Source organism: Variovorax brevis, from assembly GCF_030317105.1.
Lineage (GTDB): Bacteria > Pseudomonadota > Gammaproteobacteria > Burkholderiales > Burkholderiaceae_C > Variovorax > Variovorax brevis.
Genome location: NZ_JASZYG010000006.1, coordinates 450,972 through 472,662, shown reverse-complemented (window position 1 = coordinate 472,662; position 21,691 = coordinate 450,972). Strand labels below are relative to the sequence as shown.

The 21,691-nt window shown below is 65.5% G+C and carries 15 protein-coding genes and 1 pseudogene; 11 read left to right on the top strand and 5 right to left on the bottom strand.

Annotated features, from left to right (window positions below; translation table 11 throughout):
* Positions 1–236 precede the first annotated feature (236 nt).
* The 3 genes from QTI66_RS21690 (at position 237) to QTI66_RS21680 (ending at position 3,900) form a co-directional block, all read left to right on the top strand.
* Complete coding sequence (locus tag QTI66_RS21690) at positions 237–1,211, top strand: fasciclin domain-containing protein (RefSeq protein ID WP_286561954.1); 975 nt, start codon at positions 237–239, stop codon at positions 1,209–1,211.
* A 485-nt stretch (positions 1,212–1,696) separates the two neighbouring features.
* Positions 1,697–2,563, top strand: coding sequence for a DUF6502 family protein (locus QTI66_RS21685; protein ID WP_286561953.1), 867 nt, complete (start codon positions 1,697–1,699; stop codon positions 2,561–2,563).
* Positions 2,560–3,900: a DUF5666 domain-containing protein gene (locus QTI66_RS21680; RefSeq protein ID WP_286561952.1), complete on the top strand. Its 1,341-nt coding sequence runs from the start codon at positions 2,560–2,562 to the stop codon at positions 3,898–3,900. The genes QTI66_RS21685 and QTI66_RS21680 overlap by 4 nt, the downstream gene beginning before the upstream one ends.
* 40 nt (positions 3,901–3,940) lie before the next feature.
* Here the strand turns inward: QTI66_RS21680 and QTI66_RS21675 are convergent, their stop codons facing one another.
* The 3 genes from QTI66_RS21675 to leuC all read right to left on the bottom strand — a co-directional run bounded on the left by QTI66_RS21675 (position 3,941) and on the right by leuC (position 7,061).
* Positions 3,941–4,918, bottom strand: coding sequence for a tripartite tricarboxylate transporter substrate binding protein (locus QTI66_RS21675; RefSeq protein WP_286561951.1), 978 nt, complete (start codon positions 4,916–4,918; stop codon positions 3,941–3,943).
* Positions 4,919–4,994: 76 nt separating this feature from the next.
* Positions 4,995–5,645, bottom strand: coding sequence for a 3-isopropylmalate dehydratase small subunit (gene leuD, locus QTI66_RS21670; protein ID WP_286561950.1), 651 nt, complete (start codon positions 5,643–5,645; stop codon positions 4,995–4,997).
* Positions 5,646–5,654: 9 nt separating this feature from the next.
* Positions 5,655–7,061 (bottom strand): 3-isopropylmalate dehydratase large subunit, encoded by a 1,407-nt coding sequence (gene leuC, locus QTI66_RS21665; protein WP_286561948.1) that lies wholly within the window; start codon positions 7,059–7,061, stop codon positions 5,655–5,657.
* Positions 7,062–7,186: 125 nt separating this feature from the next.
* Between leuC and QTI66_RS21660 the strand changes: the two genes are divergently transcribed.
* Complete coding sequence (locus QTI66_RS21660; RefSeq protein ID WP_286561947.1) at positions 7,187–8,107, top strand: LysR family transcriptional regulator; 921 nt, start codon at positions 7,187–7,189, stop codon at positions 8,105–8,107.
* 12 nt (positions 8,108–8,119) lie between these two features.
* Here QTI66_RS21660 and QTI66_RS21655 read toward each other — a convergent pair whose 3' ends face one another.
* Positions 8,120–9,025 (bottom strand): LysR substrate-binding domain-containing protein, encoded by a 906-nt coding sequence (locus QTI66_RS21655; RefSeq protein ID WP_286561946.1) that lies wholly within the window; start codon positions 9,023–9,025, stop codon positions 8,120–8,122.
* Between the two features lie 104 nt (positions 9,026–9,129).
* Between QTI66_RS21655 and QTI66_RS21650 the strand changes: the two genes are divergently transcribed.
* The 7 genes and pseudogenes from QTI66_RS21650 (at position 9,130) to QTI66_RS21620 (ending at position 20,736) form a co-directional block, all read left to right on the top strand.
* Positions 9,130–10,296, top strand: a complete 1,167-nt coding sequence (locus QTI66_RS21650; protein WP_286561945.1) for a mandelate racemase/muconate lactonizing enzyme family protein — start codon at positions 9,130–9,132, stop codon at positions 10,294–10,296.
* Between the two features lie 28 nt (positions 10,297–10,324).
* Positions 10,325–11,302 (top strand): tripartite tricarboxylate transporter substrate-binding protein, encoded by a 978-nt coding sequence (locus QTI66_RS21645; RefSeq protein ID WP_286561944.1) that lies wholly within the window; start codon positions 10,325–10,327, stop codon positions 11,300–11,302.
* Positions 11,303–11,498: 196 nt separating this feature from the next.
* Positions 11,499–12,872: a dicarboxylate/amino acid:cation symporter gene (locus QTI66_RS21640; protein ID WP_286561942.1), complete on the top strand. Its 1,374-nt coding sequence runs from the start codon at positions 11,499–11,501 to the stop codon at positions 12,870–12,872.
* A 31-nt stretch (positions 12,873–12,903) separates the two neighbouring features.
* Positions 12,904–15,213: pseudogene (locus tag QTI66_RS21635) on the top strand (NADP-dependent malic enzyme); the annotation flags it as partial.
* A 215-nt stretch (positions 15,214–15,428) separates the two neighbouring features.
* The gene (locus QTI66_RS21630) at positions 15,429–16,397 is read left to right on the top strand and encodes a hypothetical protein (protein WP_286561940.1); all 969 of its coding nucleotides are present in this window, start codon (positions 15,429–15,431) and stop codon (positions 16,395–16,397) included.
* A gap of 32 nt (positions 16,398–16,429) precedes the next feature.
* Positions 16,430–17,521, top strand: a complete 1,092-nt coding sequence (locus QTI66_RS21625) for an efflux RND transporter periplasmic adaptor subunit (protein WP_286561939.1) — start codon at positions 16,430–16,432, stop codon at positions 17,519–17,521.
* Between the two features lie 8 nt (positions 17,522–17,529).
* Entirely contained in the window at positions 17,530–20,736 is a 3,207-nt protein-coding gene (locus tag QTI66_RS21620) for an efflux RND transporter permease subunit (protein ID WP_286561938.1), read from the top strand.
* Here QTI66_RS21620 and QTI66_RS21615 read toward each other — a convergent pair.
* The gene (locus tag QTI66_RS21615) at positions 20,702–21,652 is read right to left on the bottom strand and encodes an AraC family transcriptional regulator (RefSeq protein ID WP_286561937.1); all 951 of its coding nucleotides are present in this window, start codon (positions 21,650–21,652) and stop codon (positions 20,702–20,704) included. The genes QTI66_RS21620 and QTI66_RS21615 overlap by 35 nt on opposite strands.
* Between the last annotated feature and the right edge of the window lie 39 nt (positions 21,653–21,691).

Genomic DNA, 21,691 nt, shown 5'->3' with positions numbered 1-21,691 from the left:
CTGCACCGTGGCAAGCCGCGCCACCCCCTTCCCGAAGGAGGGGGAAGGTCAGGATATCCCTCAACACCACTGGACAAGAACAAGAGCCATCGTCTTACAAGCGACCGCCATGCCCTGACGCAAAAGCAGCTTAGCGGGACCAATGGGAATATTTCCCATTGATCCGCAGCTTTGACTGATTGCTTGCATCGGAAAACCCCGTTTTCCACCGTCTCATCAAACTCAGGAGCATTGCGATGTTGAACATGTCGAACCGCCGCCAACTCATTACCTTCGGAGCCGCCGCATTGGGCGGTGCCCTGTTACTGCCCGGTTGTGGCGGGGGAAGTTCCGACAAGACCGTTGGCACCCAGCTGAACGAGCGCAAGAACATCATGAACCAGGCCGAATCCAAGCCGGAGCTCAGCGTGTTCGTCGAGGCAGTCGACGCCTGCGGCCTGCGCTCGACGCTCGAAGCCTCGGGCACCAACACCGCGTTCGCGCCGACCAACGATGCCTTCACAGCGCTGTTGGGCGAAATGGGCAAGAGCAAGGACCAGCTTTTTGCCGACAAGGCGACGCTGACCGTGATCCTGAAGTTCCACATCCTGGGCAAGGCGCAATTCACCGAGGCCATTGTGGAAGGCCACGCCATCGAGCCGATCGGAGGAGGCTTCTTCAAGATCGACAAGGAAAACAACGTGTTCAAGGCCACCGACGGCCGCAACCGCGTCTGTACGCTCCTCAGCACCGACATCGTGGCATTGAACGGCGTCTTGCATACGCTCGACCGCGTGATGCTGCCGGCCGACAAGGACATCGTGGTGACTTGCCAGACAACGCCGCAAGTCAGCATGTGCGTGCAGGCGATCGATGCTTGCGGGCTGACCGATACGCTCAAGCAGCCTGGGCCCTACACCTTCTTCTGCCCGACGGACGCAGCCTTCACCGCGGTGCTGGTCGAACTGAACATCACGTTCCAGGCCTTCCTGGCCGACACGGCGCAATGCCGCAGGGTCATGAGCTGCCACATGGTGCCTTCGCGAAAGTTCAAGAAGGAATTCGTGACCGATGCACCCGTCACCACCGTCGAGGGAACGACCATCAAGGTCAACGCGAGCTTCCAGGTGATCGATTCACGTGGCCGCGTCTGCAACCTGACGAGGGCGGACGTTCTCAACACCAATGGCGTCGTTCACGTTTGCGACAAGGTGATCCTTCCGCCGGCTTGAGGAGCCGTCGCCGACACGGACCGGGAGGGCCGTGTGGCCCTCGCGCCCGATTGAGCGGGACGGCATCGCAGCCCGCGAGGGGCAAGGCGCCGTCGTGTGGAAACGCTCGCGTTCAGCGCCAGACGGCAAAGGCGCCGAAGGAGATCACCACTGTGAAGGCGAGAACAGCGAGATTCCGGCGCCAGTCTCGCGCATGGATCTCCCTGCGAATCTGCCTTTCCAGTTCCAGGGATCTTTTTACGCTGTGCCCCCAGAACTCGTCTTCATGATCGCCTTGCACTGTCCACCTCTCGAGTTGAATGTGAAAAGATCACATTTACCTGAAGGAGGGCGTTTTGTCGTAGGACAAAGTCCAGAGCAGCCGTAATCGGCCATGAATGCCCGGCATGCGCCCCTGTCTTGTCGGGACAGCAACCACCCTTGTCGCAAGGCGGGGCAAAAAACAGACGCCGGGAAGTGCGCGTTTGCGTTCCACTCATACGGCCATGGACAACACCGAACCTGCTGGGGTCAACTCAAACGAAGCGCCGCAAGGGCGGCTCCCCTGGGCGCTCGCGACGTGTGCACGCGTCATGCGGCCCCTGGTCAGGCTGGCCTTGGCGCTGGGCGTCAAGCACGCGCATCTCGAACGGTTGTTGCGGGAGTTGTTGCTGGACGAAGCACGCCGCGCGTGGCGACAAAGCAAGGGCAGCGAGCCGAACATCAGTCAGCTCTCAGTGACGACCGGGCTCAACCGCAAGGCCCTCACAAACAGGGTGCGCGTCGCCGACTTGCCGTCGCTTGACGCAGAAATGTCGGCGGCGTCCAAGGTCCTGACCTTGTGGCTGCAGATGTGCAGGGACGATCCCGGCCTTCAAACCTTGCCTGTCGTCACGCAGGCGAATGCAGTTTCGTTCGAGAGCATCGCCCATCGCGCGAGTCGGGGCAACGTGCACCATCGCGCCATCCTCGACGAACTGGTGCGTCTGAACATGGCCGTCGAACAGGACGGTCGCGCGCAACTCAATGCCACGGCCTTCGTTCCGTCGAGCGACATGAAAGGGATGCTTGCATTTCTGGGCACCAACGCCGGCGATCATCTTCTGGCGGGCGTTTCCAACGCACTCGGCGCAAAGCCAGAGCTGCTGGAACGTTCTGTCTTCGCAGCCGGCATTTCGATGGAGGAATGCGAGCGTATCCATCAGCTGGCGCGCATTCGGTGGGACGCCCTTCACCACGAGCTCACACACGAGATGACGCGCGCTTTCGAGGGCGCGGACAAATCGGCCACGGGCCGCATCCGCGTCGGGATCTATACCTACTACGAAGACGGTGCCGCCGAGTCCGTCAAAACGCCTGGGAGAGAAGAATGACAAGCACCTTGCTGCGCCGCGGCCTGATCGCGCTGGGGGTCGGACTCCTGCTGTCTTGTGGTGGCGGAGGTGGCGGCGGCAATGGCGCAGGTGTGGCGCGGACGCCCATCACAACCAGTGCGGAAACTGCAACCAGCACGACCAGGACTGGTCTGTTGGCCGATTCGCCAGGCGGCAACACGGACGGGGCCGCGACCAGCACGGCAAGTACATCGACCGCGGCCTCGTCTGGCGGCGATGACGGTTCCGGCGTGGGCTCCGGCGGCACCGGCGTGAGCGCGTCGGCCGACGGCACCGGCGTCGGCGCGGTGGACGGCGCGGGCAGCATCATCGTCAACGGACTGCGCTACGACACGGCGGGCGTGGTCGTGAGCATCGAGGATGCACCCGCGCTGCAGCTTGGCATGACCGCCAAAGTCACGGGGCCGGTGAATGCGGATTTCACCGCGGGGGTGGCACGCCGCATCGAGTCGGCCGCGGACGTTCGAGGCCCCGTGGCTTCGGTGGATCTGGCGCAGGGGCGTTTCACCATCTTGGGCACCACGATCACGACCGACGACGCCACGGTATGGGCCGATCTGACAGGGCTCGGCGCCGTGGCATCCGGCACGACGCTGCAGGTCTGGGGCCTGCCGGCGGCGCCGGGCGTTCTGCTCGCCACGCGGGTCGAGCAACACGTCGCTTCCACGCCGATCCTTTCCGGCACGGTGCAAAAACTCGACTTCGCAAGCAAGAGCTTTGTGCTCGGCGCATCCGTCATCGACTACGGCCAGGCCACCTTGTCCGGCAGCCCCGACGGGAAGCCGCTGGCCAACGGAACCCTGGTGCGCGTGCGTGCCAATGCGGTGGAATCGGGCCGCCTGGTCGCGACCCTCGTGCAGTGGTGGTATCCGGTGCCGAACGTGGACGCCCTGCCGGTGCAACTCGCCGGCGTTGTGACCGACTATGCCGGGCCCGCGTCCCTGAAGGTCCTGGGCTTTCAGGTGGACGCCTCTACCGCAAAGATCACGGGCGGGCCAGCCGGCAGCGTCGGCACTGGCGTCAGGGTGGAAGTCGCGGGCGCATGGGCCAACGGTGTGCTCAAGGCCACGAAGCTCAAGACGCGATCAGTGCCTGGCACCGGAGGGCCTTCGGCCTTCCAGCTCGTGGGGAACATTGGTGCCTTCAGCTCGCCTTCAAGTTTCAAGGTGCGGGGACAGCCCGTCGATGCGACGGACCCTGGTGTCGAGTTCGTCAACGGCACCGCATCCAGCCTGGGCAATGGCGTGCGCGTGAACATCGAGGGTGAGCGCGTTGTCAAAGGCGTTCTGGTGGCACATCGCGTGAGCTTCCAGTGACTTCGCTCAGGACCCGTTCCGGCGCTGACGACGGTTGAACTCAATCCGCCTTGATCCCGCGCTCCTTGATCAGCTTGCCCCATTGCGGCAGTTCTTTCTCAAGCCGGGCGCGTGCCTGCTCGGGCGTCGATGGAATCGGATCGAAGCCTTCCTTGGTCATGCGCGCCGCGACGGCGGGAGAGGCGAGCGCCTCGTTCAGGCTGGCGTTCAGCTTGTCGATGATGGCCTTGGGGGTGGCGGCGGGTGCGAAAACCATGAACCACGTCTCGAAGCTGTACTTGGGCAGGCCGGCTTCAGCGAGCGTCGGCACGTCGGGCATCAAGGGCGAGCGCTTGGTGCCGGTGACGCCGAGCGCACGCAGCTTGCCGCCTTGCACTTGCGGCAAGGCCGCAGACAGCACGGGAAAGCTCAGGCTGACCTGGCCGCCGATGGTGTCGACCAGTGCCGGTCCACCGCCACGGTAGGGAATGTGCACCAGCGGAACCTCCGCGTTGGCCTTGAACAGTTCGGCTGCCATGTGAAAGGTGCTGCCGCCTCCCGCGGAGGCGTAGTTGTGCTTGCCGGGCTCGGCCTTCAGCAGCGCAATCAGCGACTTCACGTCCTTGGCCGGCAGGTTGTTCGTCACGACCAGCACGTGCTGCGAGCTCGCGACCATGCCGATCGGCGCCAGGTCTTTCAGCGTGTCGTAGGGCATCTTGGGCGTCAGCGCAGGGTTGATCGCCAGCGAGACCGTTTGCAGGCCGATGGTGTAGCCGTCCGGCGCGGCTTTCGCAACCGCATCCACGCCCAAGTTGCCACCGGCTCCGGCCCGGTTGTCCACCACCATGACGCCGCCGAGCTTCCTGGCCCATTCATCGGTGACAAGCCGTGCTGCGATGTCGGCGCTTCCGCCGGGCGCGTAGGGCACGATGAGCTTGATGGGCCGTTGCGGCCAGGCTTGGGTCTGGGCCTGCGCCTGGCATGCGAAAGCTGCCCCGATGGAAAGCGCAAGCGAAAGAAGTGCGTGACGGCGTTGCATGAGTCTTGTCTCCTGTTGTCGATAAAAGCGTGAGCAGCGAAGAGGCCGGGGTATTTGGATGTGTGGTGGGCGGGTTTCAGCGCCCGTCGAGACGCGCCTTGGTTCGTCCCGCCACGTCCTTCACCCACGGCTGCTTTGCCCAGTGCCGCGAAGCGAAGGCCTCGATCCCGGCCTTGTGGCTCAGGGAGGCGCCGATCATGTCCAGCCCTTGCAGGAACATCGTGCGATGGCGCGCGCTCATGGTGAACGCGAAGCGGTGCTGCGGCGACGTGACCGTCATGCTGTCCACATCAATGGCCACCTGCAACGGCGTCTCGCCTTGCCGCGATTCGCGGAGCAGCGCCTGCACTTCCTCTTCAGCGAGCATGACGGCCAGCAGGCGGTTGTTCATGGCGTTCGAATAGAAGATCTCGCCGTACGCTGACGCAATGACCGCCTGCACGCCGAATTGCTGCAGTCCCCACACGGCATGTTCCCGGCTCGAGCCGCAGCCGAAGTTCGGGCCGGCGATGAGCACGCGCGTGTCCGCATACGCCGGCTTGTTCAGGATGAAATCCGGCTTCACTTCACCGTCGCCGGTGAAGCGGTGGTCCCACAACAGTCCCTTGTCGAGCCCCGACTTGTCGATGCCGTGCAGGAACTGCTTGGGCATGATCTGGTCGGTGTCGAGGTTGGCAATCTCGATGGGGGCGGCGATGCCTTCGATACGGTGGGCAAGTTCAGTCATGCGGCGCTTTCAGAGGGTTTCGACGGCCATGTGGCGCACGTCGGTGATGTGGCCGGTGATGGCCGCAGCAGCGGCCATGGCGGGACTCATGAGATGCGTGACGGCGCCGCGTCCCTGGCGCCCTTCGAAGTTGCGGTTGGTGGTCGATGCGCAGCGCTGGCCCGGCGAAAGGATGTCGTCGTTCATCGCCAGGCACATCGAGCAGCCGGGCTGGCGCCATTCAAAGCCGGCGTCTATGAGGATCTGCGCGATCCCCTCGGCTTCGGCCTGCACCTTGACCGCGCCTGAGCCGGGAACCACCATGGCCCTGAGCGTCGGCGACACGTGCCGCCCCTGGACGACCTTGGCCACCGCCCGCAAGTCCTCGATGCGCGCGTTGGTGCACGAGCCGATGAAGACGTGGTCCACCTTCAGCCCTTCGAGCGACATGCCCGCTTCGAGGCCGGTGTAGCGCAGGGCCTGCTCCGTGCTGAGGCGCTGCGAGCCTTCCGGCGCGGGAACGTTGCCGGTGATGGGAATCGCCTGGTCGGGGCTGGTGCCCCAGGTCACATAAGGCGCCACGTCGCTGGCGTCGAAGCGATGCTCGATGTGGAACACAGCGTCGTCATCGCTGTAAAGCGTTGCCCAGTGCGCCAGCGCGCGCTCGCGAATGTCGCCGCTGATGTCCGGCGCGCGCGCCAGCACGTAGTCGATGGCCGCCTGGTCAGGCGCAATGAGCGCGCCGCGCGCACCGGCCTCGACGGTCATGTTGCACAGCGTGAATCGCGCCTCGATCGACAGTGTATTGATGGCGCTGCCGCAGAACTCGACCGCATGCCCCCGCGCGCCTTGCGCACTGATGCGGCTGATGATCATGAGGATGAGGTCCTTCGAGGTCGTGCCCATCGGCAGTTGCCCGTCGACCCGGATCCGCATGTCATCGGCCGTGCGATAGACCAGCGTCTGGGTGGCGAGCACATGCTCAACCTCCGAGGTGCCGATGCCGAAGCCCAAGGCTCCCAGCGCACCGTAGGTCGTGGTGTGGCTGTCGCCGCAGATCACCACCATGCCGGGCCGGATCATTCCGTGCTCGGGCGCAATGATGTGCTCGATGCCCTGGAGCGCGTCGTTGGTGTCGAACAGCGGGATGCCATGGCGCACGCAGTTGCGCTTGAGGTTGCTCGCCTGCAGGGCGGCGGCAGGGTTCTGGATGATGCGGTTCGCGACCGGGTGCGTCGGAATGACGTGGCTCACCGTCGAGACGTTCTGCGCAGGCATCAACACTTCGCGGCCCTGTTCATGCAGCCCCGCAAACGCCTGGGGGCTGGTGTACTCGTTCATCAAGTGGAGGTCGCAGAACAAGAGCACGTTCTGTTCGTCGAGCCGCGTGACGGTGTGCGAGTCAACGAGCTTTTGATAGAGGGTTCGAGACGTCATGGCGGTCTCTCCTTGAAGTGGGGCCGAGGCGGTGGGGTTGATGCGTGAAGTCTATTGATGGGTCGTGACAACATGAATAGCGCGTGGGAAACTACATAGTTGCCTTCAACGAACGAATGGGCGTCTTGGATACCTTCTCCGATCTCGCGTTCTTCACGCTGGTCATCAAGCTGGGAACCCTCGCTGCCGCCGCGCAGCAGATGGGCGTCACGCCACCTTCCGTCAGCAAGCGCCTGGCGGCCCTGGAGGCGCGCCTGGGCGTGCGATTGCTCAACCGCACGACACGGCGCATCAGCCTCACGCCCGAGGGCGAGACCTACGTCAGCGAGGGCGCGCGTGTGCTGGCCGAGATGGACGAACTCGAACGGCGGGTGGCCGGTGCCAAGGCCGTTCCACGCGGGCAGATCAAGCTGAGCGCGACCCTGGGTTTTGGCCGGCGCCACGTCGCGCCCGCGCTGTCGAAATTCGCGCGCGCCTACCCGGAGGTCGAGGTGCAGCTGAGCCTGACCGAGCGGCCGGTGAACCTGGTCGAGCAGGGCTTTGATGCCTCGATCCGGTTCGGCGAACTCCCCGACGCGCGCCTGACCGCACGCCTCATGGCACGCAACAAGCGCATCCTGTGCGCCGCGCCCGCGTACCTGCGTCGCGCGGGCGAGCCGACGCTGCCTGGCGAACTGCAGCGGCACCATTGCCTCTTCATCCGCGAGAGCGACGACACCTACGGCACCTGGCACCTGCGCTCAGGAAGCCGGCATGAGACCGTGAAAGTGCGCGGACCGCTGAGCAGCAATGACGGTGACTGCGCGCTGTCGTGGGCGCTGGAGGGACACGGCATCCTCATGCGCTCCCTGTGGGATGCGGCGCCCTATCTGCGATCGGGTCGCCTGCGGCCCGTGTTGCCGGACTGGTCGCTGCCAAACGCGGACATCTACCTGCTCTTTCCGAACAAGGGCAACATGTCCGCCAAGACGCGTGTGTTCGTCGACTTCATGCTCAAGCGCTTTGAAGCGCATCGGGATTCCGGCGACCCGGGTTGGGGTTGGTGAGGCGCAGGGGAATCACGCCCCGATGGCGGTGTTCCAGAATGCGTTGGCCGACTTCCCCAAAAGCTCGCCGTCGCGGTAGAGGCGGATCTCAAGCGGGACATTCCAATCGTTGCTTGCGGCGGCCACAAGCCGGCCCTGCGCGATGTCTTCCTCCACCAGCGTCTGCGGCAGCCACGCGATGCCCCTGCCGTCGAGCGCCATCGTCCGGAGCACGGAGGCGAGATGCGCCGTGAAGACGACCTGCACCGGCACGGCCTCCAACCTGCGGCTGACCAGCGCGCGCATGATCCGCCCCAGTCCTGACTCATCGGTGTACAGAAGCACCGGCACGGCCGGCCCATCCTGGCGCGCGAGCTGATGGCGCGGGTTGCCCGCCTTGCCGAGGTCGGGTGCGGACACCGCAATCAGCACGTCCTCGCCGATGCACGACGACTGGTACGGCTGTGCATCGAGGGCCCCAAGGGCCTGGGGATGCGCGTGGCTCAATACGAACTGGACCTTGCTCTGCAGCATCAGCGACTCACAGCGCTCGAGAACGTCCGACATGAGCTGCACCGGCCCCAGCGTGATGCTGGACTCGAGGCTTCGAATCCATCGCGGCAGGAAAGTCATGGAAAGCGCATGGGTGCACGCGATGCGCAAGGTGACCGAGCTGGCTTCGGCGACCTTCCTGGCGTCGCCGGGAATGCGTGCCACCCTGGCATTCAATTCCTGCGCGACACCGACAAACCACTCACCGGCTTCCGTGAGCGTGGCCGGCTGCGAACTGCGGTCGAACAGGTCGGCGCCCAGCCACTCTTCCAGCGCGCGAATGCGCCGGCTGAACGCGGGTTGGGAGCTGTGGCGATCGTCTGCCGCACGCGAGAAGTTTCCCGTGGCCGCCAGCGCCAGGAAGTCGTCCAGCCAGATCAGGTTCATGTGCGGTTCGTCCAGCGCATGGAAGTTGAGAAATTGAACATTGGCCGAAAAAGTCGGCAACGCTGACCATTCAGTCTCCCATTTAAACCCACCTGGAGACAACCATGAAGATCGTCGAAATCCGCGAAAAGACCATCCCCATCAGCTCGCCCATCCGCAATGCCTACATCGACTTCAGCAAGATGACCCTGAGCCTGGTCGCCGTGATCACCGACGTGATCCGCGACGGCAAGCCGGTGGTCGGCTACGGTTTCAACTCGAACGGCCGCTATGGCCAGGGCAAGCTGATGCGCGAACGCTTCATCCCCCGCATCCTGGAAGCAGATCCGACCTCGCTGGTGGACGACACCGGCGACAACCTCGACCCGCACAAGATCTGGAACACGATGTTCACCAACGAGAAGCCTGGCGGCCACGGTGAACGCTCGGTGGCCATTGGCACCATCGACATGGCGGTGTGGGACGCGGTCGCCAAGATCGAAGGCAAGCCGCTCTTCCAGTTGCTGGCCGACCGCTACGGCGACGGCAAGCCCAACCGCAAGATCTTCGTCTACGCCGCTGGTGGCTACTACTACCCCGGCCAGGACCACAACAAGCTCAAGGACGAGATGCGCAGCTACATCGACCGCGGCTACACGGTCGTGAAGAAGAAGATCGGCGGCGCCTCGCTCGACGAAGACCTGCGCCGCATCGACTCGATCATGGAAGTGCTGCAGGACGGCCAGAAGCTGTGCGTCGATGCCAACGGCCGCTTCGACCTCGAAACCGCGATCGCCTATGCAAAGGCCCTGTCGCAATACGACCTCTTCTGGTACGAGGAGCCGGGGGACCCGCTGGACTTCGAACTGCAGGCCGCGCTGCGCAACTTCTACAAGAACCCGATGGCCACGGGCGAAGACCTGTTCTCGATGCAGGACGCGCGCAACCTGATCCGCTATGGCGGCATGCGCCCCGACCGTGACTGGCTGCAGTTCGACTGCGCGCTGAGCTATGGCCTGGTGGAGTACCTGAAGACGCTCGACATGCTCAAGGAACATGGCTGGTCGGCGAGCCGCTGCATCCCGCACGGTGGGCACCAGATGTCGCTGAACATCGCCGCGGGCCTGGGCCTGGGCGGCAACGAGTCCTACCCCGACCTGTTCCAGCCCTTTGGCGGCTTCCCGGACGGCGTGAAAGTGGAGAACAGTTTCGTGACGCTGCCCGACCTGCCCGGCATCGGCTTCGAGGGCAAGGCGGACTTGTATCGCGAGATGCAGGCGCTGTCGGCCTGACGCTCCGCAACCCCGAGGAGACAAGACCATGATCAATCCTTGGCGCTGCGGCGCCGGTATCGCCCTGCTCGCGGCGGCCACGCTGGCCTGTGCGGAGTTTCCCGACAAGCCGGTCACGCTGGTCGTGCCTTTTGCGGCCGGCGGCCCCAGCGACAAGATCGCCCGGGACCTGGCCGAGGCGCTTCGCAAGCCCCTCGGCCAGACCGTGATCGTGGACAACGCGGGCGGCGCGGGCGGGACGATCGGCTCGGCCAAGGTGGCGCGGGCGACGCCGGATGGCTACACGCTGCTGGTGCATCACATCGGCATGGCGACCGCGCCGGCGCTGTACCGCAAGCTGGCCTACAAGGTGCCGGACGACTTCGAGATGCTGGGGCTCATCAACGAGGCGCCTTCGGTGCTCATTGGCAAGCCGACGCTGGCGGCAGGCAACTTCGGGGAACTGCGACAGTGGATTGCGGCAAACGGCGGCAAGGTGAACCTCGCCAACGCAGGGTTGGGTTCGGCGTCGCACCTGTGCGGCCTGATGTTCCAGAGCGCACTGAAGACCTCCATGACGCCCGTGCCCTACAAAGGCACCGCACCGGCGATGACGGACCTCATCGGCGGTCAGGTCGATGTGATGTGCGAACAGGCAACCAACGCGGTGCCGCAGATCGAGGGCAAGAAGGTGAAGGTCTACGGCGTCACCAGCCTGCAACGGCTTTCGTTGCCCGCGCTCAAGGATGCACCGACCTTGGCTGAAGCCGGGTTGAAGGACTTCAACGTCCAGGTCTGGCACGGCTTGTACGCGCCGCGCGGCACACCGCCCGCGGTGCTTGCCAAGCTCAATGCGGCGTTGCGCGTCGCATTGAAAGACCCCGACCTGATCAAGCGTGAAGAGGCGCTCGGCCTCACCGTGGTCACCGACGAGCGTCTCGATCCGGCCGGCCACAAGAAATACCTCGAAGCCGAAAAGACACGCTGGTCGAAGGTGATCAAGGACGCGGGCGAATACGCCGACTGAAGCAGGAGAACGACAGCGCGCCGATAGAGCGCGCGTCTTTCATCCAGGCGACACGGCAGGCGGGGCGGATCTGCCAACGCTGACGACCTTGTCGTCGGCATCCATGAGGCGCGCTGCGCTTCACACCTTTCCGGTCGAAACATTCAGCCATCGGTGGCACTGCCGTGGACGGCACGCGCCACTTCAAGGAGACAACATGACCCCCACTGCTTCCTCTTCCGCGAAGGTGCCACTTCTTCGCCGGTTGTACATCCAGGTCCTCATCGGCATTCTGGTCGGCGTCGCGCTCGGCCACTTCTATCCAACCGTGGGCGCCGACATGAAGCCCCTCGGCGACGGGTTCATCAAGCTCATCAAGATGCTGCTGGCGCCGGTGATCTTCGGGACCATCGTCGTAGGCATTGCCCGGATGGGCGACCTGAAGGAGGTCGGCAAGGTAGGGGCCAAGGCACTCCTCTACTTTGAAGTGCTTTCGACCATCGCCCTGGTGGTCGGCCTGCTCGTGGTGAACATCCTCAAGCCAGGCGTCGGCATGAACGTCGATGCCGCGACGCTCGACGGCAAGGCCATCTCGGCCTACACCAGCGCTGCGGAAACCCAGCACGCTGGGGCCGTGGACTTCATCATGAATGTCATCCCGAGAACGATCGTCGGATCTTTCGCGGATGGCAACGTGCTTCAGATCATCTTCTTTGCTGTTCTGCTTGGCGCCGCGCTGTCGAAGATGGGGCCGCGTGCCAAGCCTTTCATCGACATGATCGACCTGTTCCTCAACGGCTTGTTCGGCATCGTGAAAATGGTGATGGTGCTCGCGCCGATCGGTGCATTCGGCGCAATAGCGTTCACGATCGGCAAGTACGGCGTGGGATCGCTGGCCTCCTACGGCAAGCTGATCATCGCCGTGTATGGCACCTGCGTGCTGTTCATCGTCGTGGTGCTCGGCACCGTGGCGCGAATCTGCCGGATCTCGATCTTTTCCTACCTGCGCTACATACGGGACGAACTCCTGATCACCTTCGGTACCGCATCGACCGAATCGGTGCTGCCGCAGATGATGTCCAAGCTCGAGCGTGCCGGGTGCGAGAAGACGGTCGTTGGCATGGTGCTGCCCGCGGGCTATACCTTCAACCCCGACGGCACGGCGATCTACCTGACCATCGGGGCCATCTTCGTCGCACAAGCCACCAATACGGAACTCAGCTGGATGCAGCAACTGGTCATCCTGGGCGTGCTCATGCTGACATCGAAGGGCTCCGCCGGTGTGGCCGGTGCCGGCTTCGTGACGCTGGCAGCCACCTTGGGCAGCATGCACTCCATTCCCGTTGCGGGACTTGTGCTGCTGCTGGGCGTCGATCGCTTCCTCAACGAGGCGCGAGCGATCACCAACCTGGTCGGCAATGGCCTGGCCACGATCGCAGTCGCCAAATGGGAGCGAGCGTTTGATGAAGTTCGTTGGCGCGAGGTCACCGGCGACAAGACCCCACTGCCAAAGAAGACGAGAACGCCCAAGGCCCCTCGCGTCGCCGCGGACTCAGCAGCCGGCGCCATCACGCCCGAGCCCACGGCCTGATCCAACATTCAACAAACAGCCTGCCACTCCCATGACCACCCCCGACAACACCGGCTTTCGACAAGCCGCCCTCGACTACCACTCCCAGGCGCCTGCTGGAAAGCTCGCGATCACCGCCACCAAGCCGCTGTTCAATCAGCGGGATTTGTCGCTCGCTTACTCGCCTGGCGTGGCGGCGCCATGCGAAGAGATCGTGCGCGACCCCGCCACCGCCTTCAAGTACACCGCACGCGGGAACCTCGTGGCCGTGATCTCGAACGGCACCGCCGTCCTGGGTCTGGGCGACATCGGCGCCCTGGCGTCCAAGCCGGTGATGGAAGGCAAGGCCGTTCTCTTCAAGAAGTTCGCCGGCGTTGATGTGTTCGACATCGAGATCGACGAAAAGGACCCGAAGAAGCTTGTTGAGGTCATCGCCGCGCTGGAGCCGACCTTTGGCGCCATCAACCTCGAGGACATCAAGGCGCCCGATTGCTTCTACGTCGAGCGCGAACTGCGCAAGCGCATGAAGATCCCTGTGTTCCACGACGACCAGCATGGAACAGCGATCACCGTGGCGGCGGCCATCCTGAATGCACTGAAAGTGGCTGGCAAGAACATTGAAGAGGTCAAGCTCGTGACCTCGGGCGCCGGAGCCGCGGCCTTGGCCTGCTTGAACCTGCTGCTCAAGGTGGGCCTGAAGCGCGAGAACGTCTTCGTGACCGACTTGGCCGGCGTGGTCTACGAAGGCCGCGAAGCGCTCATGGACGAAGACAAGCGCCAGTACATGCAGAAGACCGGCAAGCGAACGTTGTCGCAGGTCATCGACGGCGCAGACGTGTTTCTCGGCCTTTCGGCCGGTGGCGTGCTAAAGCCCGCCATGGTCGCGACAATGGCCGCCAATCCGGTGATCTTCGCGCTGGCGAACCCGAACCCCGAGATCTCGCCGGAGGACGCCCGGTCGGTGCGCGACGACATCATCATGGCCACCGGGCGAGCGGACTACCCGAACCAGGTCAACAACGTCCTGTGCTTTCCGTACATCTTCCGCGGCGCGCTCGATGCAGGCGCGACAACGATCACCGACGAGATGGAGATCGCAGCGGTGCGCGCCATTGCCGACCTGGCGCAGGCCGAGCAGAGCGAGCGGGTCGCCGCGGCCTATGCCGGTGAAAAGCTCAGCTTCGGCCGCGACTACCTGATCCCCAAGCCCTTCGATCCCCGCCTCATGACGCGCATCGCGCCGGCCGTGGCCCAGGCGGCGGCTGACAGCGGCGTGGCCATGCGGCCGATCACCGACATGGACGCCTATCGCGCCAGGCTGGAAAGCTTTGTCTACGCATCGGGAACCACCATGAAGCCGATCTTCGACGCAGCCCGGCGTGCGGTGAACAAGCGCGTGGCCTTCTGCGAAGGCGAGGAGGAGCGCGTGCTTCGTGCAGCGCAAGTGGTCGTCGATGAAGGTCTTGCGCGACCGACGCTGATCGGGCGCCCGGCCGTCATCGCGCAGCGTATCGAGAAGTTCGGCTTGCGCCTGAAGGAAGAACTGGACTACGACATCGTCAACGTCGAGCAGGACCATCGCTACCGCGCGTTCTGGCAAGCCTATCACCGCATGGGCGAGCGGCAGGGCGTGACGATGCAAACGGCCAAGATCGAAATGCGCCGGCGACTCACGCTCATCGGCGCGATGCTGCTGCATACCGGCGATGTCGATGGAATGATCTGCGGCACCTGGGGCACGACCCAGTTGCACCTTCCGTACATCGACCAGGTCATCGGCAAGCGACCGGGCGGTGCAGAAAGTACTGCCCAGGACGTGCCGATCTATGCCTGCATGAGCGGCCTGCTGTTGCCGGACCGACAAGTGTTCCTTGTCGATACCCATGTCAACTACGACCCGACGCCCGAGGAATTGACCGAGATCACGGTGCTGGCGGCCGAAGAGATGTTGCGCTTTGGCATCCAGCCCAAGGTGGCACTGCTGTCGCACTCCAACTTCGGGACGAGCAACTTGCCAACGGCGCTCAAGATGCGCACCACGCTGGCGTTGCTGCGCGAGCAAGCCCCCTGGCTCGAAGTTGACGGCGAGATGCACGGCGACGTGGCGCTCGACGGCAAGCAGCGCGCCGCCGTGATGCCGCGCAGCGCGCTGGAGGGCGACGCCAACCTGCTGGTGTTCCCCAACCTCGACGCTGCCAACATCGCCTACAACCTGCTCAAGACTGCGGCCGGCGGAAACATCGCCATCGGCCCGGTGCTCCTGGGCGCCGCCAAGCCGGTGCACATCCTGACGCCGAGCGCGACGGTACGACGCATCGTCAACATGACGGCGCTCACGGTGGCGGATGCCAACGCGGCGCGGTCTGATGAGGCTGTGCTCGCTCGCTCTGAAGAATCACAAGCCGCCGCAGGCTGCGGTTAGCCTTCGGCAACGTTGTCGCTTCGAAACCGCCGGAATCCAGCGCGCAAGCCAGCCGATCCGGAGCCTCTGACAGTTTTGACCGAGCGCCTGCCATGTTCAGCGCGGGGCCCGGCGCGAAGAATTGCTCCTGCCAACTTTCATTCAAGGAGCACATCATGCAAGGCATTTCCACCACCACAGCTTCGTACGCCAAGGTCATCGCCAATTCGGAACGCGTGCGCTGGGACATCGACCGCGATGTCCTGCGCGGCCGCCGCTTCGACCTGGGCAAGCCCTTCCTGCCGGGCGCTTTGTCACTCGCAGGAGAGCTTCCGTTTCTCCAGGGCGCTGACCGCCGCCTGTTCAGCCAGGTGCAGGGCCGCAGCTATGCGTACATCTTCGGCCTGGTCGAGCGCTTCATCAGCGCCAAGGTGCTGGACATCAGCGGCGCGCACGCGCTGGGTGACCAGGTCGCGCTGGAAGCCCTGGTGCGCATGGCCGGCGAGGAGATCAAGCACCAGGAACTGTTCCGCCGCCTCGAGGCCATGATGGACGCCGACATGCCTGCCGGCTACAGGCCGGCAGCCGAGCCGAACGCCGTGGCCGTGGCGGTGCTCGGCAAGAGCACCTGGGCCGTGATGGCGCTGACCCTGGACATCGAGCTGTTCACGCAGGCGCACTACCGCGCCAGCATCGCGGCCGAGGCCGACATCTGCGAACTCTGGCGCGACGTGTTCCTGTTCCACTGGAAGGAGGAATCGCAGCACGCGGTGCTCGACGAACTCGAGTTCATGAGCGCCGACGCCAAGCTGACGCCAGCGCAGCGCGACATGGCCATCGGTGAATTGATTGAACTCGTCGTCGCGGTGGACCAGATCCTGCAGGCCCAGGCCGCTGCCGATGCGGCGTACTTCCTGGACGTTGCGCACGGCGACTTCGCGGCCGCGCAGCGGGAGATGGTCGCGGCGACCTTCCTCAAGGCCTACAGGTGGCAATACATCGTTTCGGGCGTCATGCAGCCGCGCTTCCAGAAGGTCCTGTTCGGCACGATGAGTCCCGCCCAGATCGAGCGTGTGAATGGTGCGCTCGCGCCGCTGCTGTATGCCGCGCCGGCCGATGCTTCGCGCATGGCGGCGCTGGCCTGAGAGTTTGGCCCAATCGTCAGGACGACACGGCCATGACGAAGCGTCCATCGATGCGCCGGCTGCCGACTCGCTTGGCTCGCCGCGCGCTGCACGCCGTCCTGGCGATCGCGGCGACTGCGGCGCTCGCCAGTCCGCCGGGGCCGGCGCCGGCCGATGGATTGCCGGCCCTTTCCACAGCAATGGTCGCCGCCCGGGACAGCTCCGCGAACACCCCGTACGAAGGCGTGGTCGAGGCGCTGCGCCAGACCGTCGTCGCCGCGCAGGTGCCCGGCGCGGTGATCGCCATTCAGGTGCGCGCCGGCGACAAGGCGCGCGCCGGCGAGGTCCTGATGCGCATCGACGCGCGGGCGGCGGAGCAGACGGCCGCCGCCGGCGCGGCCCAGGCGCGCGCCGCACGGGCTGCGATGGACATGGCCACCCGCGACTTCGAGCGGCAGCAGCAGCTCTTCTCGCAGGGCTACATCAGCCACGCAGCGCTCGACCATGCGGATGCCCGCTTCAAGACTTCGCAGGCCGAAGCCGCAGCGCAACTCGCCAGCGCCGGGGCCGCCAGGATCCAGTCTGGGTTCTACGTCGTCAAGGCACCCTACGGCGGCGTGGTCGCCAGCGTGTCCGTCGTGCTGGGTGATATGGCCATGCCGGGACGGCCGCTGTTGACGCTGTACGACCCGTCGGCATTGCGCGTCACTGCCGCGATCCCGCAGACTGCTGCAGAAAGGTTGGGTGGGCCACTGGCGCCCCAAGCCGAGATCCCCGGCGCGGTAGCGGGCCTGATCAAGCCGGTCCAAGTCCAGTTGATGCCCACGGTCGATGCGGCCAGCCACACGCTGGAGTTGCGCATGGACCTGCCAGCCAATACGGATGCCGCACCCGGCATGTTCGCCCGCGCTTGGCTGCCCGGTGCTGGTTCGGGCGCGGCAGATGCACGACTCTTCGTGCCCTCGCAATCGCTGGTGCGCCGCCCGGAGTTCGCAGCCGTCTACGTGATCGGCAAGGACGGCAAGCCCCTGTTGCGTCAGGTGCGGCCCGGGCGCAGCGAAGGCAGCCAGATCGAGATCCTCAGCGGCGTGACGGCCGGTGAACGCGTGGCGCTCGATCCGCAGGCGGCCGCGCGGATTCGCTGAGGTCGATCATGACGAACGAAGCGCTTGGCCTGCCCGGCAGGATCGCCGCGTATTTCCAGGCGGCGCAGATCACGCCGCTGCTGGCGCTGGTCGTCCTGCTGCTGGGCATCACCGCCGTGCTGGTGACCCCGCGCGAGGAAGAGCCGCAGATCAGCGTGACGATGGCCAATGTGTTCGTCCCTTTTGCCGGGGCGTCGGTGCGTGACGTGGAACAGATGGTGGCGACGCCGGCCGAGCAGGTGCTCAGCCAGATCACGGGCGTCGAGCACGTCATGTCGGTCTCGAAGCCGGGCGTGGCAGCGCTGACGGTGCAGTTCAAGGTGGGCGTGCCGCGCACCGAGGCGCTGGTGCGGCTGTACGACGCGGTCAACGCCCATGCCGACTGGCTGCCGCGCGGCTTGGGCGTGGGCCAGCCGATGGTCAAGCCTGTGGGCATCGACGACATCCCCATCGTGGCCCTGAGCTTGTACTCGCGGGATCGGAGCATCGGGCCGCAGGAACTGGAGCGCGTGGCGCACAGCCTGGAGATCGACCTCCAGCGCGTACCCGGCACGCGCGAAGTGAGCACCCTGGGAGGGCCCGGCCGTGCGGCGCTGGTGGAGATCGATCCGCAGCGCATGGCCAGCGCCGGCGTCACCATCGTCGAACTGCGGCAGGCGCTGCAAGCGGCCAACATGGGCGCACCGGTGGGCGAGTTGCTGGGCGGCAACCGCGCCGTCGCGGTCGAGACCGGGCCCTGGCTGCACGATGCCCGCGAACTGGGCGAGCTGGTGATCGGCGTGCGCAATGGCAAGCCCGTCTACCTGCAGGAGGTGGCAACGGTGCGCGAGGGCGTCCCGCCCGCAAGGCACTACGTTTGGCACGGCACCGGCGGCGCCGAGGCGGCCGAATACCCGGCGGTGACCATCCAGATTTCCAAGAAGCCGGGCGAGAACGCCATCGACGTGGCCAAGGGCGTACTGCGGCGCGTCGATGATGTGCGCAACACCGTGATTCCCCACGGCGTGGAGGTGGTCCAGAGCCGCAACTACGGCGTCACGGCCAACGACAAGGCACACACGCTGATCAAGAAGCTGCTCTTCGCCACGGCCTGCGTGGTGGCCCTGGTGTTTCTCACGCTGGGGCCGCGCGAGGCGGCCATCGTCGGAGTCGCCGTGGTGCTGACGCTGGCAGGCACCTTGTTCGCTTCGTGGGCCTGGGGCTTCACGCTCAATCGCGTGTCCTTGTTCGCGCTGATCTTCTCCATTGGCATCCTGGTGGACGACGCCATCGTGGTGGTGGAGAACATCCACCGGCAACAACAAGCGCATCCGAAGCGGACGCTTTCGCAACTGATTCCCGCCGCGGTGGACGAGGTGGGCGGCCCGACGGTGCTGGCCACGCTCACCGTCATCGCGGCCTTGTTGCCGATGGCTTTTCTCACCGGCCTCACCGGGCCGTACATGAGCCCCATCCCGATCAACGCCAGCATGGGAATGTTGCTGTCGCTGGGCATCGCGTTCAGTGTCACGCCCTGGTTGTCGCGATTGTGGATGCGGCCTTCCGGGGTCCACGACCACCGGGGCGGCGGCAGGTTCGCGGCCTGGCTGGACCGCCTGTTCGAACGGGTATTGGCGCCGCTGCTCGACAAGGGTCGCGGGCAACGCAACCGGCGCCTGCTGGCGGCCGGCGTGGCGGTGCTCATCGCGGGCGCACTCGCCCTGCCGATGATGGGACTGGTCGTGCTGAAGATGCTGCCCTTCGACAACAAGTCGGAGTTCCAGGTCGTGGTCGACATGCCCGTGGGCACGCCGCTCGAGCAGACGGCGGGCGTGCTGCATGAACTCGGCGCGTTCCTGGCGCAGCAACCGGAGGTGAGCCACTACCAGGCCTATGCCGGCACGGCTTCGCCCATCAACTTCAACGGCCTGATGCGGCAGTACGACCTGCGCAGCGGCGGCGAGGTGGGCGACTTGCAGGTCACGCTGCTGGACAAGTCACAGCGCGCGCAGAAGAGCCACGCCATCGTCAAGCGGCTGCGGCCCGGCCTGCAGGCCATCGGCCGGCGCCTGGGTGCCAACGTGAAGCTGGTCGAAGTGCCGCCGGGGCCGCCGGTGCTGTCGCCCCTGGTCGCCGAGATCTACGGGCCGGATGCGGATGGCCGGCTGCAGGTCGCGCGGGCGGTGCGCGCCGTGCTGGAACACACGCCGGGCGTGGTCGACGTGGACGACAGCAGCGCCGCCGCCGCGCCGCGCAAGCTGCTGCTCATTGATCGTCGCAAGGCCGCGATGCTGGGCGTGTCGCAGGCCGCCATCGTGAGCACTTTGCGCGCCGGCCTGGCCGGGGAGGATGCGGCCTGGCTGCACGACGAAAGCAAGTACCCCGCACCGGCGCTGCTGCAACTGCCGGCCGAGCGCCACGGCGAACTCGATGCGCTGCTGCAGTTGCATGTGCGCGGCGGCATGGGGCAACTGGTGCCGATTGGCGAACTGGTCACCGTCACCGACACGCTTCGCGAACAGCCGGCTTATCACAAGGACTTGCTGCCGGTGAACTACGTCATCGGCGACGTGGCCGGCCGCGTGGACAGCCCGCTCTACGGCCTGTTCGCGGCCCGCGCCGGCATCGCTGCCCTCAAGCCTCCGGGCGGCGGTACGCTGGAGGAATACTTCATCCGGCCGCCGGGCGACCCCTACCGCGGCTACAGCCTGAAATGGGATGGCGAGTGGAAGATCACCGGGGAAACCTTCCGCGACATGGGCATCACCTACGCCTTCGGACTCGTCCTGATCTACCTGCTGGTGGTGGCGCATTTCCGTTCGTACCTGACGCCGCTGATCATCATGGCGCCGATTCCGCTGACGGTGGTCGGCGTCCTGCCCGGCCATGCGCTGCTGGGCGCGGAATACACCGCCACCAGCATGATCGGCATGATCGCCCTGGCGGGCATCATCGTGCGCAACTCGATCCTGCTGGTGGACTTCATCCAGCGCAAGCGCATCGAAGGCATGCCATTGAAGGAGGCGGTGATCCGCTCGGCCGCCACCCGTGCGCAACCGATCCTGTTGACCGCGGTGGCGGCGATGCTGGGGGCCTTGTTCATCCTGGACGACCCGATCTTCAACGGCCTGGCCATCTCGCTGATCTCCGGCATTTCCATCAGCACCTTGCTGACCCTGGTCGTCATCCCGGTGCTCTACTTCATGGCCGCCCGCCCTGCATCCGCCGCCAAGTAGCGGGAGGCACGCCGAATTCACGACGAAACGCGCGGCTGAACGCGGCGTCGGTTTCGTAGCCCACTTCCTCGGCAATGCGGGCCACGCTCAGCGAGCTGCGCCGCAGGTGGTTCGTGGCCAGTGCCATGCGCCAGCGGCCGAGGTACTGCATGGGCGACTGGCCCACGAAATGGGTGAAGCGTTCGGCCAGCACAGAACGCGACGCGCCCACCTCGCGGGCGAGGGAGTCCACCGTCCACGCGTGCGCGGGCTTCTCGTGCATCAGTGCCAGGCATTTGCCGACGACCCGGTCGCGCAGGCCGGCGAGCCAGCCGGTGTGCTCGGGCGAGAGCTGCGCCACATACAGGCGCAAGGCTTCCACCACCATCACCTCGGACAGCTTGGCCAGCAGGCCCTCGGTGCCGGGCCGGGGTGCGCTCGCTTCTTCCACGGCGTGCTGCACCGAGGCCTGCAGCCAGCGCCCCTGGTCCAGGCCGAGCAGGCTCACCGTGACCACGCGCGACAGCGCCGCCAGCACCGTGTGGAACAGGCGCGGATCGCACACCATGTAGCCGCAGATGAAGCGCGTCGATTCGCCGCCGCCGCCAAAGTGCAGCACCTTGGGGCGCTCGCGCAGGACGGCCTGAGCGTCCATCGGCAACGGCTGAACGTCGGTGGACGACGCCATCGTGTGCGCGTCGCCATGAGGAAAAACGACGATGTCGCCCGCATGGAGGCGCACCGGCGCCATGTCTTCCATCGTGACCAGGCAGGAGCCGTCGACCATGTAGTGGTAGAGCAGCACGCGCTCCTCGCCCACGCCCAAGGTTTGCGCGAGCGACGTCGCGGCAGGCGACTGGACGCACCAAGGCGCGGTGAAGTGCGCGTTGAAGAAGATCGCGCCGTTGAGCTGCACGACCTTCAGGATTTCGGACAAGGCATCCATTCCGCCGATTGGAGCGGAATGGCCTGACGG

What these genes read in the sequence shown, in the direction of transcription:
- QTI66_RS21650 (WP_286561945.1), top strand. Translation starts at nt 9,130, where the DNA reads ATGAAGATCGTCGAAATCCGCGAAAAGACCATCCCCATCAGCTCGCCC.
- QTI66_RS21640 (WP_286561942.1), top strand. Translation starts at nt 11,499, where the DNA reads ATGACCCCCACTGCTTCCTCTTCCGCGAAGGTGCCACTTCTTCGCCGG.
- QTI66_RS21655 (WP_286561946.1), bottom strand. Translation starts at nt 9,025, where the DNA reads ATGAACCTGATCTGGCTGGACGACTTCCTGGCGCTGGCGGCCACGGGA.
- QTI66_RS21645 (WP_286561944.1), top strand. Translation starts at nt 10,325, where the DNA reads ATGATCAATCCTTGGCGCTGCGGCGCCGGTATCGCCCTGCTCGCGGCG.
- QTI66_RS21625 (WP_286561939.1), top strand. Translation starts at nt 16,430, where the DNA reads ATGACGAAGCGTCCATCGATGCGCCGGCTGCCGACTCGCTTGGCTCGC.
- QTI66_RS21620 (WP_286561938.1), top strand. Translation starts at nt 17,530, where the DNA reads ATGACGAACGAAGCGCTTGGCCTGCCCGGCAGGATCGCCGCGTATTTC.
- QTI66_RS21630 (WP_286561940.1), top strand. Translation starts at nt 15,429, where the DNA reads ATGCAAGGCATTTCCACCACCACAGCTTCGTACGCCAAGGTCATCGCC.
- QTI66_RS21685 (WP_286561953.1), top strand. Translation starts at nt 1,697, where the DNA reads ATGGACAACACCGAACCTGCTGGGGTCAACTCAAACGAAGCGCCGCAA.
- leuC (WP_286561948.1), bottom strand. Translation starts at nt 7,061, where the DNA reads ATGACGTCTCGAACCCTCTATCAAAAGCTCGTTGACTCGCACACCGTC.
- QTI66_RS21680 (WP_286561952.1), top strand. Translation starts at nt 2,560, where the DNA reads ATGACAAGCACCTTGCTGCGCCGCGGCCTGATCGCGCTGGGGGTCGGA.
- leuD (WP_286561950.1), bottom strand. Translation starts at nt 5,645, where the DNA reads ATGACTGAACTTGCCCACCGTATCGAAGGCATCGCCGCCCCCATCGAG.
- QTI66_RS21690 (WP_286561954.1), top strand. Translation starts at nt 237, where the DNA reads ATGTTGAACATGTCGAACCGCCGCCAACTCATTACCTTCGGAGCCGCC.
- QTI66_RS21675 (WP_286561951.1), bottom strand. Translation starts at nt 4,918, where the DNA reads ATGCAACGCCGTCACGCACTTCTTTCGCTTGCGCTTTCCATCGGGGCA.